The 13,570-nt window shown below is 68.5% G+C and carries 12 protein-coding genes; 5 read left to right on the forward strand and 7 right to left on the reverse strand.

What is annotated here, in order from left to right; translation table 11 throughout:
- Positions 1–2 precede the first annotated feature (2 nt).
- Both AAFF27_06550 and AAFF27_06555 read left to right on the forward strand, forming a co-directional pair.
- A complete protein-coding gene (locus tag AAFF27_06550; protein ID XAH24849.1) occupies positions 3–1,274 on the forward strand; it encodes a hypothetical protein in 1,272 nt (423 codons plus the stop codon).
- A 127-nt stretch (positions 1,275–1,401) separates the two neighbouring features.
- Positions 1,402–2,424, forward strand: coding sequence for an intradiol ring-cleavage dioxygenase (locus AAFF27_06555; GenBank protein XAH24850.1), 1,023 nt, complete (start codon positions 1,402–1,404; stop codon positions 2,422–2,424).
- A gap of 264 nt (positions 2,425–2,688) precedes the next feature.
- Here AAFF27_06555 and AAFF27_06560 read toward each other — a convergent pair whose 3' ends face one another.
- The 6 genes from AAFF27_06560 to radC all read right to left on the reverse strand — a co-directional run bounded on the left by AAFF27_06560 (position 2,689) and on the right by radC (position 10,032).
- Positions 2,689–4,086, reverse strand: coding sequence for an IS1182 family transposase (locus AAFF27_06560; GenBank protein ID XAH26172.1), 1,398 nt, complete (start codon positions 4,084–4,086; stop codon positions 2,689–2,691).
- A 278-nt stretch (positions 4,087–4,364) separates the two neighbouring features.
- Entirely contained in the window at positions 4,365–5,009 is a 645-nt protein-coding gene (locus tag AAFF27_06565) for a Smr/MutS family protein (GenBank protein XAH24851.1), read from the reverse strand.
- Between the two features lie 179 nt (positions 5,010–5,188).
- Positions 5,189–7,696, reverse strand: coding sequence for a TonB-dependent siderophore receptor (locus AAFF27_06570; protein XAH24852.1), 2,508 nt, complete (start codon positions 7,694–7,696; stop codon positions 5,189–5,191).
- 98 nt (positions 7,697–7,794) lie between these two features.
- Entirely contained in the window at positions 7,795–8,793 is a 999-nt protein-coding gene (locus tag AAFF27_06575; protein ID XAH24853.1) for a FecR family protein, read from the reverse strand.
- A gap of 1 nt (position 8,794) precedes the next feature.
- Complete coding sequence (locus AAFF27_06580; GenBank protein ID XAH24854.1) at positions 8,795–9,307, reverse strand: sigma-70 family RNA polymerase sigma factor; 513 nt, start codon at positions 9,305–9,307, stop codon at positions 8,795–8,797.
- A 47-nt stretch (positions 9,308–9,354) separates the two neighbouring features.
- Positions 9,355–10,032 (reverse strand): DNA repair protein RadC, encoded by a 678-nt coding sequence (gene radC, locus AAFF27_06585; GenBank protein XAH24855.1) that lies wholly within the window; start codon positions 10,030–10,032, stop codon positions 9,355–9,357.
- Between the two features lie 101 nt (positions 10,033–10,133).
- Between radC and AAFF27_06590 the strand changes: the two genes are divergently transcribed.
- Both AAFF27_06590 and ispH read left to right on the forward strand, forming a co-directional pair.
- On the forward strand, positions 10,134–10,595 hold the full coding sequence (locus AAFF27_06590; GenBank protein ID XAH24856.1) for an FKBP-type peptidyl-prolyl cis-trans isomerase: 462 nt from the start codon (positions 10,134–10,136) through the stop codon (positions 10,593–10,595).
- The gene (gene ispH, locus AAFF27_06595; GenBank protein XAH24857.1) at positions 10,592–11,551 is read left to right on the forward strand and encodes a 4-hydroxy-3-methylbut-2-enyl diphosphate reductase; all 960 of its coding nucleotides are present in this window, start codon (positions 10,592–10,594) and stop codon (positions 11,549–11,551) included. Before AAFF27_06590 ends, ispH begins: the two co-directional genes overlap by 4 nt.
- Before the next feature lies 1 nt (position 11,552).
- Here the strand turns inward: ispH and AAFF27_06600 are convergent, their stop codons facing one another.
- Positions 11,553–12,152, reverse strand: a complete 600-nt coding sequence (locus tag AAFF27_06600; GenBank protein XAH24858.1) for a CBS domain-containing protein — start codon at positions 12,150–12,152, stop codon at positions 11,553–11,555.
- A gap of 68 nt (positions 12,153–12,220) precedes the next feature.
- Here AAFF27_06600 and serS point away from each other — a divergent pair, with 68 nt between their 5' ends.
- Positions 12,221–13,543: a serine--tRNA ligase gene (gene serS, locus AAFF27_06605; GenBank protein ID XAH24859.1), complete on the forward strand. Its 1,323-nt coding sequence runs from the start codon at positions 12,221–12,223 to the stop codon at positions 13,541–13,543.
- The last annotated feature ends 27 nt before the right edge of the window (positions 13,544–13,570 follow it).

Below are 13,570 nucleotides of genomic sequence, written 5' to 3' on the forward strand. Positions count from 1 at the left end.
CCATGTCTTTATCCCCCTCCCGCCGCTGGTGCGCCGCACTGGCGGCTTGCCTGATGACCTTGCTGCTCAACGGCTGCGGCGGTGGCCTGCTCGCAGGTGTCGGCAGTGGCGGCAGCGGCATCGCCGAAGGCACGATCAGCGGCTTTGGCAGCGTGATCGTCGACGGCATCGAATACGACGACAGCGTCCTGGGCAGCAGCGCCGACGGCCTGCGCCTGGGCCAGCGCGTGCGCCTGATCTACGACGAAGCCAATGCCGCGCAATCGCTGGTGCTGCTGCCGCAGCTGCGCGGGCCGATCGACAGCGCCCCGGACGAAAACGGCTGGATGCGCGTCACCGGCCAGTGGGTGCGCGTGGTGCACACCAACGACGACATCACCCGCAGCGGCGCCACCACGCTCGGCGGCTACGGCGCCATTGCCGAGGTACAGGCTGGGCAGGACACGGTCGTCTACGGCTCCTGGGTGTTCGACACCAGCAAGCAGGCCTATGTGGTGGTTGCCACGCGCCTGGAGCGCCTGGACGGTGCCGCCGACCCGGTGTTGACCGGTGGCGTGGTGCTGAGCTTGTCGGCGCACGGCCTGCGGCTGAACCAGGCAGACGGCACCGAGGTGCAGGCGGCAGATCTGCCCGTGTTGGAGAACGGCCAGGTGGTGCTGGTCAGCGTTGCGCGCAGCGCGCTGGCTGCGGCGCCGCTGCGGGCCACCCAGGTGGCCAATGGCTCGCTCGGCGGGCTGGACCTGGCCGGCTATGACAGCGTGCGCCTGGGCGGCCTGGCCAGCAGCTACGACGCGGCCGCGCGCGTGGTGGTGATCCAGGGCACGCGCATCCCGCTGGCCGCGTCTGCCAGCGTGGACGCAACAGGCCTGGCCCAGGGCCAGTTTGTGCGCATCGAATCTGCCGGCGCGCGCCAGGACGGCGGCCTGGTGGGCGACGCTGCCGCCATGCGGCCACCCGTGGGCGCCGTGGCCCCCGGTGCGGACGACGCGGGCGACACCAATGTGCTCAAGGGCACGCTCAGCGGCGTGGACTGGAGCGCCGCCACGGTGCAGTTCACCCTGCGCGGCACGCCCGTTACCGCCAATGCCGCAGTGATCGGCGCGGTCTGCCGCAGCACGCCGGCGTCGGGCACGCTCTATGTCGAGGTGCGCGGCCGCGTCCCCGCGCCCGGCGCCACGCTCAGCGCCACGCAGGTGGACTGCAGCACGCAGTTGCCGGTCACGGCCGCCGTGGCCCAGGTCGACCCGCAGCCGCCGCCGGCTCCGGCGCTCTGACGCGGCCCCCGCGCCCTTTCTTCCCCGCCCACTTTTGACGACGCCCGCCTTGCCCGCGGCCTGCGCCGCAGGCGGTCCTGCGCCCATTTTTCCCACCACCACCCCGCCACCACCACGAGGAATCGCCATGAAGACTTCCCACCTTGCCCACGCCGCACCGCTGTCCATCACGCTGCAGGACGACGACCATGACCACGACCAGGGGCTGGCCTTTGATCTGGCGCGGCTGCAGCAGCAGGCCCAGAGCCGCCGTGGCGCGCTGCGCCGCCTGGCCGTCGGTGCCATGTTGCCGTTGCCGCTGATCGGCTGTGGCGGTGGCTCGGACAGCAGCTCAAGCAGCACAGACAGCTCGTCCAGCAGCAGCGGCAGCACCACGACCACCACCACGGCAACGGGAAGCACCAGCACCACCACGACAGGCAGCACGACGACGACCACGACGGACACAACCTCCACCGGCAGCACCGGCACGACAACGACGGACACCAGCACCACGTCCACCACCTGCGCCACCATCCCCGAGGAAACCGCCGGCCCCTATCCGGCAGATGGTTCCAACAGCAATTCGGGTGGCGTGGTCAACGCGCTTACCTTGTCGGGCTTTGTGCGCAGCGACATCCGCAGCAGCGTGGGCAGCGCGTCGGGCACGGCCACTGGCGTGCCGCTGACGGTCAAGCTGCAACTGGTCAACACCGGCGCCAGCTGCGCGGTGCTGTCGGGCTATGCCATCTACCTGTGGCACTGCACGGCGGGTGGTTTGTATTCGCTGTACTCGACGGCCATCCTCACCGAGAACTACCTGCGCGGCGTGCAGGCCACCGACAGCAGCGGCACCGCCACCTTCACCACCATCTTCCCGGGCTGCTACTCGGGCCGCGTGCCGCACATCCACCTGGAGGTGTACCCCAGCATCGCGCGCGCCACCTCCTCCAGCAACAAGATCAAGACCACGCAGATGGCCTTCCCGACCGATGTCTGCAGCGCGGTCTATGCCAGCTCGGGCTACGACTCCAGCGCCACCAACCTGTCGCAGATCAGCTTTGCCACCGACAACGTGTTCAGCGACGGCGTGACGCTGCAGTTGGCCACGGTGACGGGCAGCGTTTCTGCGGGCTATGTGGCGACGCTGCAGGTTGGCATTGCGGCTTGATTGCTACTATTTATATAGCTATAAGCCCAGGTTGCACCTGGGCTGGAGGTCTAAAAGACCATGATTTCGTAACTGCTCACCCCCGTTCGCCCTGAGAAGGCGTGAAAAAATCAACTCCCATGCGCCAACAGGCGGCTTGAAGGCCGCGGTGGCCAATTGAACGGGGCTGCGGCGAGCTCCTGGCCTCTCGGAGGTCCCAGAGCGCCCAGCCGCAGTCTTGGGGCCTTGTGGAGGCTGCAGGGCGAGCCCGCAAGCGCGCTCAGTTCACCCCCCGAGCGCAAACCCCAGCGAGCGCATGCGCATCAAGTTATGCGCCAGCGCGTGCCACAGCAGCACCGCGCGTGCCTTCAACTTGCCGCACACATTCAGGCGGTACAAGCCCCGTCGCCTGAGCTGCGCATTGGCGCATTCGATACTTGCGGCGCGGCGCCTGTAGAGCTTCTGGCCCTCGTCACTGGCCATGAACGCGCGCCACTGCGCAATCAACGGTGAGTCACTGGCCTTGGGGCTGAGCGGATCGAAGCCAGGTTTGCGGCTGCGCGAGGGCGGCACCACCGGCTGCGTGCCGCGACGGCTGAGTTCCTCGAGTGCGTCGTACTGGGGGTAGCCACCATCGGCCAGCCAGTGCGTGGGCGTGCGGCCGTAGCGCTGCTCGATCTGGCGATGCATGGGCGCCATCTCATGCATATCGCTGCCCGCGCAGACCACCGCGATACCGGCGATCAACTGCGTGGCCTCGTCCACCAGCACCTGCGCGTTGTAGGCCGGACGGAATCCTCCGTCGGCCATCTTCATCACCCGGGCGTCTGCATCCGTGGTGCTGACCCGCTTGGGCGCGCCTGCGCTGGACTTCGGCTGCGCCTCGCCGCTGGCGGGGCGTGGCTCGGCAGGTGGGGCGTCGGGTTCGGGCAGGGCGCTGGGAGCATCCCCGGCGGGGCTATCACCTACTGGGGCCTGGCCAGACTTGCCTCGCCTGGCACGCGCACTGGCCTTGTTCTTGATCTTGTCGAGTGCGCCCCGCTCGATCTCGCCGAAGGTCTGCAGTGCCCGGGCCAGGCGCTCCTCGCGCTCCCGTGCGGCGCGTTCGCGCGCGGCGGCCTTGCGCCGCGTGCTGGCGCCCGCATCGGCCTCGAGTTCGCTCTTGAGGGCGTTGACCTGGGCGAGCGCCAAGGCATGCAGCTCGCCCAGGCGCTCCTTGCGCCGGAAGCTCGAGGCCTTGGCGTGGGCGCGAACGCGCAGGCCGTCCTGGGCGACTACGTCGAGCGTGACCAGCTTGCGCTCCATGAGCGCGGCGATGCTGCGGGTGAGTTGCGCATCGAGCCATTCGGTGTTGGCTGTGCGAAAGCTCGCCAGCGTGTGGTAGTTGACCCCGACGCCACCGCAGAGCCAGCGGTAGATGTCGTCGCGCTCGCACAGCCGGTCGATCTCGCGGGCCGAGCCCACGCCCTCGACGGTGGCCCACAGCCACAGCGCCATGAGGATGGCCGGATCGATGGCGGGTGCGCCGGCCGAGCCTTGCACCGACTTGACCTGGGCGTAGAGCGGCGCGAGGTCCAGCGCCTGCACAAAAGCCCAGACGCTGCGCGCGGGATGGTCTGCGGCGACAAGGGCATCGAGGTCGCAGGGGCGTAGCTCGATCTGCTGGCGATCGGCGTGCAGCAGGCGTGGCGTGCCTGCTGTGTGCGCCGGCTTTGCTGGCCGTGGCGTTGCAACTACGGCGCCATCTGCGGGCGCTTCGTGGAACAGGGCCGCTTGTTCGGATGTCTTGGGGGCGTTGCTTGCGTTGGCCATTCGCTATCAACGCACGGGGGCGGATATTCGTTCACACCTTCTGAGCCTGTCGAAGGGCTTGGCGATGGGGGACAGGGCTTCGACAAGCTCAGCCCGAACGGTGTGGGGGCTCAGCCCGAACGGTGTGGGAGCTGAGTAGTTACATGATTTCAGCGTGACGATGGCCGCAGCAGCACCACCAGCGCGCCCGCGCCGCCCTCGGCCGGGCGCGCTTGCACAAAGGCCAGCACCTCGTTCTTCTGCACCAGCCAGCCCTGCACCCGACCCTTGAGCACCGGCGTGCGGCCGGGCGAGCCCAGGCCCTTGCCGTGCACCACGCGCAGGCAGCGCAGGCCCTGCTGGCGCGCCTCGCGGATGAAGGCGCCCAGCGCCTCGCGCGCCTCGTCGGTGCGCAGGCCGTGCAGGTCCAGCTGGCGCTGGATGCTCCAGTCGCCCTTGCGCAGGCGCTGGGTCACGTCCACGTTCACGCCGGGGCGCCGAAAGCTCAGTTGGTCGTCGGTGTCCAGCAGCGTGCTCACGTCGAAATCGTCGCTGATCGACTCCAGCAGCACACGCTCTTCGTCGCGCTGGTGCTGCACCGCGATCGGTGGCGGCGGATCGGGCTCCAGGGCTACGCGGTGCCCGCGCTTGCGCAGCGGCTGCACCGGGCCGCAGGCATTGGCAAACAGGTTGCGCTCGGCCTCGGCTCGCTGCGCGGCCTCCAGCCGTTCCCGGCGCGCCTGGGCTTCGCGCGCCGCCGTCTCCGCCAGCGCGCGGCGCAGCGGAATCAGGTCCTGGAACGACTTGGCTTTCATCCCCGGGTTTGTACCGCAAGCGGCGCGTCGGCTGCGGGCACACAGCCTATGCCCTTGATACCCCTGGCCGATGCCATACGGGTTTGCAATCAAAGTGAGAACAAGGCGCGAAGCCGCAGACAGTGCTTTAGCACGGCAAGGCGAAGCAACGCAGTTATCGCTTTGATTGCGAAGCCGTATCAGAATTTGTAGCGGGCCGTCACCTGCACATTGCGCGGTGCGCCGTACATGCCCGAGTACCACCAGCCCGACATCGAGGCGATGTACTTGCGGTCGGTGAGGTTCTGCACGTTGACCGTGGCTGAGAACTGATCGCTGAAGTCATAGCGTGCCATCAGGCTGGCCACGGCATAGGCGTTCTGGCGCGCGGTGGCGCTGCGGTCGATCTGCCAGATCTCTGCCGTGTAGTAGATGCCGCTGTTCCAGTCCACGCCGCCGCCCAGCGTGAGTCGGCGCCAGTCGCCGGGCAGCCGGTAGGTGCTCCAGAGCCGGGCCATCTGGCGTGGGAAGGTGGTGTTGATGCGCCGGCCGCTTGCGTCCTCAGAGCTGCTGTAGTTGTACGACGCCGCCACGTTCCAGCCACGTGCCAGCGTGCCGTTGACTTCCAGGTCTATGCCCTGCGTCTTGGCGCCCTTGACCGCGCGCGAAGCCGTGTTGTCGGTGCCGGGAATGAGGTAGCCCGGGTCCGGCTCTGACAGGTTGTCTTGCCGTATCTGGTAGACGGCCGCGCTGGTAGTCAGGCGGCCCCCTAGGAAGCTGCTCTTGATGCCGGCCTCGTAGGTGTTGCCTTCTTGCGGGTCAAGGTAGGCGCCGTTGCGGTCGAGCGAGGTCTGCGGGTTGTAGATGGTGGCAAAGCTGGCGTACACCGTGTGGGCGTCGCTCAGGTCGTACACCACGCCGCCGTAGGGCGTGAACACACGCCGCTCGGACGAAGGCGAGGTGCTGTAGTAGCCACCGGTGGTCTGGGTGACGTAGTTGCTGTCGTAGTTCAGCAGCTTGCCGCCGACGATGAGCTTGAGCCGGTCGGCCAACTGGAAGCGGCCGGCGCCGTAGAGGCTCTTCTGGCGGCGCGTGCTGTCGAAGGTGACAAAGCGATCGCCAAAGACCGGGTTGCCGCTGTTATCCCAGCGGTAGACGTTGACGGGCGCGCCGTTGAGGCCCGAGGTATCGAAGCTGCCATGGGTCAGGCTCTGGAAGTCGTTGTAATCGAACCCGACCACGGCCTCGTGCTCGCGGCCGAACAGGCTGAAGGGCCCGCGCAGGTTCACGTCCACGGTCTTGCTATGCAGTTCGTAGTCGCGGCGCTCGCTGTTGAGGAAAAGGCCATCCCCGCTGGCCTTGTCGAAGGGGCTGGCGTTGACGGCCAGGTAGGTCGAATCCTCCCGCTGCCGCGAGCGCAGATAGTTGGCGGAGATCTTCAGCTTCCAGTCATTGGCGAGCGACTGCTCCAACGCCATGAAGCCATTGGTGGAATTGGTGTTGAAGATGTTGTTGCGGCCGGCGCCGCTGAAGGACACCGGGAAGTCGGTCTGCTCGGCGTTGCTGTTGAACAGCGGGTAGCCCAGGTAGGCGAACGATCCGCGCGAGCGGCCTTCCTGGTGGTCCACGCCGGCGGTGAGTTTGAGCGAGCTCGTCAGATCGGCCTCGACCACGCCGTAGAGCACGTCCTTCTTCTTGCTGTAGTAGTCGATGTAGCTGTCGCCCTCCTGGTGCACGGCCACCAGCCGGCCGCGCACGCTGCCGGCGGCGTTGAGCGGCGCCGACAGGTCGACTACGCCGCGCCGGTTGCCCCAGGAGCCGATGCTTGCCTCAGCCGAGCCCTGGAAGCTGCTGGTGGGCTTCTTGCGCACCATGTTGACGGCGCCGGACGGATCGCCCGCGCCCGTGGTCAGGCCCGAGGCGCCGCGCAGCACCTCGATGCGGTCGTACAGCGCCATGTCGGCAATGCTCTGCGCCGGCAGGGCGTCCAGGCCCAGGAACTCGGTGTGCGTGCTGACGCCATCGACCTGGTAGTTGGTGATCGCGTAGCCACGCGCATTGGCGTTGGAACGCTCGGTGCCAAGCGCGGCGGTCGAGATGCCTGGCGTGCGCGCCAGCACCTGGCTGATGCTGGTCAGGTTCTCGTCCTCCATGCGCTGCTGCGTCATCACGCTGACGGATTGCGGCGTGTCCTTCAGGCCCAGGCCCAGCCCCGTCGCCATGCTGGTCGGCCCCTGGGCGGTGTAGGCGCCCGTGCCTTCGGTGGTGCCGGCGCGCTCCGCCTGGGCGGAGACGCGTACCTCTGCCAGCGTGGCGCCCGCCACCGGCAGGGTTGCGGCTGCTGCGCCGTTGTCGGAGGCGACCACGGTCAGCGTGCCGCTGGGCGTTTGCGCCAGCGCCAGGCCGCTGCCCGCCAATGCCTGCTGCGCGGCCTGGGTCACGGTGAAGCGGCCCTGCACCGCCGGCGCCTGCCGGCCGGCCACCAGCGCCGGTGCCGCGCTGATGCTGCGCCCGCCCTGGCGGGCGATGCGCGCCAGCACCACACCCAGGGCATCGGCCGGCAGCTTCCACTCCATCGCGCCATCGGTGCTGGCCGCGGCCGGGATGGTGGCAGCTGTCTGCGCCAGCGCGGGGCTGCATGCGAGCAGGGCGGCCAGTGCCAGGGTGGCGGCCTGTGGGCAGGCAGGCGGAAGGGGGTGCAGCGTCACTTCGGATTTCCTCGTCGGTTCTGGTTGATCGGAGCGTTCAACCCTGTATGTCCCGCGAGGAGGCGAAACCCGTCAGTTGCCGCGTGGTGGCCGTGGCCTCATGTGCTGCGCACGTCCACGTAAACCAGCCAGTTACCCCAGCGGCGCACCCGCAGCGGCAGCGTGTCGACCAGGTCCTGCAGCACCTGCATAGGCCGGTCCAGCGGGTAGACGCCATACACGCCGATGCGCGCGGCCGTCGGGCTGGCGCGCAGCAGTGCCGGTGTGTAGGGCCGCAGGGCGTCCAGCACCTCGGCCAGCGGCTGGTCGTGCACCTCCAGCAGGCCGGCGGACCATGCGCTGGCGTCGGCCCGGGCGACGGGGCGGGGCGCTATGCCGTCGGCCTGCATCCATGCGCTGCCGCCTTCCTGCAGGTCCAGGTGCGGGCCTGTGCGCCGCGCGGCCATGCGCACGCTGTGCTCCAGCACTGACACCAGCGTGCGGCCGGCATCCTGCTGCACCATGAAGCGCGTGCCCAGCGCGCGCACCGTGCCTTCGGCGCTTTGCACGATGAAGGGCCGCTGTGCATCGGCCGTCACCTGGGCGATCAGCGCACCCGCGCGCAGTCGTACCAGGCGCTGTGTGGGGCTGAAGTCCAGGTCTGCCGCCGAACGGGCGTTGAGCAGCAGCTCGCTGCCGTCCTCCAGCACAAAGCGCTGCCGTTCGGCCGTGCCAGTGTGCAGGTCGGCAGACCAGGCCATGAGCGGCGCGCGCCGGTCGGCCCAAAGCCCGCCGCCCGTGGCGGTCAGCAGTGCCACGGCGGCACTGCCCAGCACGGCGCGGCGGCGTGCGCGATGGTCAGGTGGAGTGCTCAGGGTGCGCACGCCGGGCTGGGCGTGGCCGCCAACCTGCAACTGGCCCAGCGCGGGCGCGATCCGCTGGTCCAGCCGCTGCTGCAGCAGCGCCCAGGCGCGTGCATGGCCAGGGGCTGCGGCCAGCCAATGCGCGAAGGCCTGGCGGTCGTCGTCATTGCTGTGGCCCGAATCGAGCCGGACCAACCAGTCGATCGCCTGCTCGGTGATGGGGTCGAGTGGCAGCTCTGCGGGGCGCGGGGCCACCTCAAGCCTCCGGCTGCACGGAGGATGTGTAGAGGTGCACGATCGCCTGCTTGACGTAGCGCTCAACCGTGGTGATCGAAACACCCATGCGCGCCGCGATCTCGCCGTGCGCCAGGCCCTCCAGGCGCCGCAGCAAAAAGGCCTCGCGCACCTTGGGCGACAGCCCGTCGAGCCAACGGTCCAGGGTCTCGATGGCTTCGCGCACCAGCGCGTAGGTTTCGGGGGAAGGGGCCAGCTCTTCTGGCTGCGCCGCCAGCGCGTCGAGCCAGGCGCGCTCCAGTTCGCGGCGCCGCCAGAAGTTGTAGAGCACCCGCTGCGCCAGCGTGGTCAGGTAGGCACGGGGCTCTTGTATCGCCTGCGCCTGGCCACCAGTGATGACACGCACGAAGGTGTCCTGCGCCAGATCCGCCGCGGTGTGGCTGTCACTCAGCCGGCGCCGCAGCCAGCCCTGCAACCAGTCGCGGTGCTCCCGGTAGAGCGTGTCGATCGGGGCAGCCGCAGCGGGAGAAGACATGGGATGTGAATGTCGTAATGAGAATCCGTCTCATTTTATGTGGCAATTCACACCATCCCCTTCTGTGCCATCGAGAGGGCTTGCCCGGGCGCGACGATGACGTGGTCCAGCACCCGTACGTCCACCAGCGCCAGCGCGGCCTTCAGCGTCTGCGTCAGGGCCTGGTCGGCGCGTGAGGGCTGCACCTGCCCGCTCGGGTGGTTATGCGCCAGCACCACGGCCGCAGCCTGGTGCTGCAAGGCACGCACCACCACCTCGCGTGGATAAACGCTGGTTTGCGTCAGCGTGCCGCGAAACATTTCTTCCATCGCAACCAGCCGGTGCTGCGAATCCAGGAACAGCACCGCAAACACCTCGTAGGCGCGTGGCGCAAAGTGCAGTTGCAGGTAGTCGCCCACCGCGTCGGGGTTGTCAAACACCTGGCGCTCGCGCAGGCGCTGCGCCAGCGCACGGCGCGACAGCTCCAGCACCGCCACCAGCTCGGCGCGTTTGGCCGTGCCGCCCAGGCCCTTGATGCGCTTCAGGTCGTCGGCGGTGGCATGCAGCAGGCCGGCCACGCCGTCAAAGCTGTCCAGCAGTTCCTGCGCCAGCTGCAGCACACCGCGCCCGGGCAGGCCGGTACGCAGCAGCAGGGCCAGCAGCTCGACATCGCTCAGGGCGCCCGGGCCGCGCGCGAGCAGCTTCTCGCGCGGGCGGGCATCGGCAGGAAGGTCTTTGACGGGCATAGAAGAGGGTGGCGACGCGGTGCTACGTGGCTGGAAAATGCCCCGCCGTGCACCGGAAAAGCCCGGGTTTCTACAATAGAGGCCAGTTTATCGGTACCTCCATGTCCTCTGCCTCCATTTCACCGGCTGTCGTCCAGCCTGGTTCCTTCCTCACGCTGCACTACCGCCTGGCGGGACCGGCGGGCGACATCATCAACACCTTCGCCGACAAACCGGCCACGCTGTCGCTCGGCACCGGCGAGCTTTCGCCCGCCGTGGAGGCGCGCCTGATCGGCCTGGCCGAGGGCACGCGCACCAGCTTCGAGCTGCCCGCCGGCGCCGCCTTTGGCGAGCGCAACCCCGACATGCAGCAGTGGGTAGCGCGCAAGCTGCTGGCCGAACTGGGCGACCCGGACGAGCAGTACAGCGTCGGCGACGTCGTGCAGTTCCCCACGCCCGACGGCCAGGGCAGCTACGCCGGCGCGGTGCAACAGGTCAAGGACGAAGCCGTGCTGTTCGACTTCAACCACCCGCTGGCCGGCCAGCCGGTGACCTTCGAAGTGCTGCTGATCGGCGTGCTATGAGCAATGTCGCGCCGTCTGTCGCCGCCCTTGACGTGGTCCTGGCCGAGCCGCGCGGCTTTTGCGCCGGCGTGGACCGCGCCATCGAGATCGTCGAGCGCGCGCTGCAGAAGTTTGGCGCGCCGATCTACGTGCGCCATGAGATCGTGCACAACACCTACGTCGTCAACGACCTGAAGCAAAAGGGCGCCATCTTCATCGAAGAGCTGTCTGATGTGCCCCCTGGCGCCACGCTCGTGTTCAGCGCCCACGGCGTGAGCAAGGCGGTGCAGGAAGAGGCGAAGGCGCGCGGCTTCTCCATCTTCGACGCCACCTGCCCGCTGGTGACCAAGGTGCACGTAGAGGTCGCCAAGCTCGCCAAAGAGGGCTTTGAATTCATCATGATTGGCCACAAAGGCCACCCCGAGGTCGAAGGCACCATGGGCCAGCTCGACCACGGCATCCACCTGGTGGAAGACGTGGCCGACGTGGCCCGCGTGCAGCCCGGCCAGACCGAGAAGCTGGCCGTGGTCACCCAGACCACCCTCAGCGTGGACGACGCCGCCGAGATATCCGCTGCCGTGCGCGCGCGCTTCCCCCTGGTGCGCGAGCCCAAGCAGCAAGACATCTGCTACGCCACCCAGAACCGCCAGGACGCCGTCAAGATCATGAGCCCGCAGGTGGACTTGGTGATCGTCGTCGGCAGCCCGACCAGCTCCAACAGCAACCGCCTGCGCGAGCTGGCTGTGCGCCTGGGCACCGAAAGCTACATGATCGACTCGGCAGACGAGTTGCAGCCCGCCTGGTTCGAGGGCAAGACCCGCATCGGTTTGACCGCCGGCGCCTCGGCACCCGAGCTGCTGGTGAACCAGGTCATAGAGCGCATGCGCGCGCTGGGCGCGGTCTCGGTGCGCAAGATGGACGGCATCGAGGAAACCGTGAAGTTCCCGCTGCCAAAGGGCTTGAAGCTACAGGCTTGAGCTAACCCCAGAGGTCCAGTGGCGGGTCTGCCACCATCGCCCGCAGCAGATCACCGCGGGCGATAAAGCCGCACAGCGCACCCTTCTCATCGATCACCGGCAGGCCCGGCAACTCGTGCGCCACCAGCACCTGGGCCACGCGCCGCACATCGGTGGCCGGCGCCACCGCCGGCACGGGCGACAGCATGTGCGCATGCACCGTTGCCGCGCCGCCGGCAGGCCCTGCGGCCAGCAACTGGGCGCGCGTCAGCAGGCCCACCAGTTGCCCATGGGCATCCAGCACCGGCGCCTGGCCGAAGCCGCTCGCATCCAGCGCCTGCAGCGCCTCGGCCAGCGTGGCACTGGCCGGCAGGCTCAGCACCTGGGACGTCATCAGCTCGGACACTTCTCGTACCAGGCGTGGCGCGCTGCGGGCCTGCTGGCCATAGGCCGCCAGTGCGTCCTGGGCCACGCCGCCGTGCGGGCGCGGCGCCGTGTCCTGGGGCTGCGCGGACACCCGCACCGCCTCGCTTGCCTGCACCCGCCGCAGCGCCGACACCGGTGGCAAGCCCTCGGCGTCACCGCTGTAGCCCCGCCCCCCCAGCCCGTAGATGTAGAACATGGCGCTCTCCTGCTTTGCTGCCGCATGGTAGTGCGACAGGTGCGAAAGCCAAAAACTACAATCGCTGCATGCTAGACATTACCCTTCTCCGGCGCGACCTCGCCTCCGTGCTCGCCCGCCTCGAAGCCCGCAAGCCGGGCCAGACCTTCCTCGACGGCGCGGCCTTCACCGCGCTCGAAGCCGAGCGCAAGATGCTGCAGACCCGCACCGAAGAGCTGCAGGCCGAGCGCAACAGCGCCTCCAAGCAGATCGGCCAGCGCAAGTCCAAGGGCGAACCCGCCGACGACCTGATGGCCCGCGTGGCCGCGATCAAGGACGAGCTGGAGTCCTCCGCAGCCCGCCTCGAGGCGCTGCAATCCGAGCTGCTGGCGTTGCTGCAGGCTGTGCCCAACCTGCCGCACGAAAGCGTACCCGTGGGCGCGGACGAATCCGGCAACGTTGAGCTGCGCCGCTGGGCGCCGCACGGCCTGGCACCGAAGAAGTTCGACTTCCCCGTCAAGGACCACGTCGACCTGGGCGCCCCGCTGGGCCTGGACTTCGACACCGGCACCAAGCTCGCCGGCTCGCGCTTCACCGTCATGAAGGGCCCGGTGGCGCGCCTGCACCGGGCGCTTGCCCAGTTCATGCTGGATGTGCAGACCGAGCAGCACGGCTACACCGAGTGCTACGTGCCCTACATCGTCAACGCCGACTCCATGCGCGGCACCGGCCAGTTGCCCAAGTTTGAGGGCGACCTGTTCGCCGCCAAGAAGGGCGGCCAAGATGGCGAGCCTGTGCCTGACAACGCCGCGCTCTACCTGATCCCCACCAGCGAAGTGCCGCTGACCAACTTCGTGCGCGACGAGATCGTGGCCGAAGACGCGCTGCCCATCCGCCTCACCGCGCATACCCCCTGCTTCCGCTCGGAAGCCGGCAGCGCCGGCCGCGACACGCGCGGGCTGATCCGCCAGCACCAGTTCGACAAGGTCGAGATGGTGCAGGTCACGCACCCAGAGAAGAGCTACCAGGCGCTGGAAGAAATGGCCGGCCACGCCGAGGCCGTGCTGCAAAAGCTTGGCCTGCCGTATCGCGTGGTGTCGCTGTGCACCGGCGACATGGGCTTTGGCGCCGCCAAAACCTATGACCTGGAAGTGTGGCTGCCAGCGCAGGACACCTACCGCGAGATCAGCTCGGTAAGCAACTGCGAAGCCTTCCAGGCGCGCCGCCTGCAGGCCCGCTTCAAGAACGCCCAAGGCCGCAACGAGTTCGTGCACACCCTCAACGGCTCCGGCCTGGCCGTGGGCCGAACCCTGGTCGCCGTGCTGGAAAACTACCAGAACGCCGACGGCTCGGTGACCGTCCCAGAGGCGCTGCGCCCCTACATAGGCGGCATCGAGCTGCTCAAGGCCTGAAAACCGGTCGCGGGCTCTGCTAGAATC

It is taken from the genome of Xylophilus sp. GW821-FHT01B05 (genome assembly GCA_038961845.1).
In the GTDB taxonomy this organism is placed as follows: Bacteria; Pseudomonadota; Gammaproteobacteria; order Burkholderiales; family Burkholderiaceae_C; genus Xylophilus.

Coding starts and splice junctions, on each gene's coding strand:
- AAFF27_06555 (XAH24850.1), top strand. CDS start 1,402: ATGAAGACTTCCCACCTTGCCCACGCCGCACCGCTGTCCATCACGCTG.
- radC (XAH24855.1), bottom strand. CDS start 10,032: ATGCCCGTCAAAGACCTTCCTGCCGATGCCCGCCCGCGCGAGAAGCTG.
- AAFF27_06565 (XAH24851.1), bottom strand. CDS start 5,009: ATGAAAGCCAAGTCGTTCCAGGACCTGATTCCGCTGCGCCGCGCGCTG.
- AAFF27_06590 (XAH24856.1), top strand. CDS start 10,134: ATGTCCTCTGCCTCCATTTCACCGGCTGTCGTCCAGCCTGGTTCCTTC.
- ispH (XAH24857.1), top strand. CDS start 10,592: ATGAGCAATGTCGCGCCGTCTGTCGCCGCCCTTGACGTGGTCCTGGCC.
- serS (XAH24859.1), top strand. CDS start 12,221: ATGCTAGACATTACCCTTCTCCGGCGCGACCTCGCCTCCGTGCTCGCC.
- AAFF27_06600 (XAH24858.1), bottom strand. CDS start 12,152: ATGTTCTACATCTACGGGCTGGGGGGGCGGGGCTACAGCGGTGACGCC.
- AAFF27_06580 (XAH24854.1), bottom strand. CDS start 9,307: ATGTCTTCTCCCGCTGCGGCTGCCCCGATCGACACGCTCTACCGGGAG.
- AAFF27_06550 (XAH24849.1), top strand. CDS start 3: ATGTCTTTATCCCCCTCCCGCCGCTGGTGCGCCGCACTGGCGGCTTGC.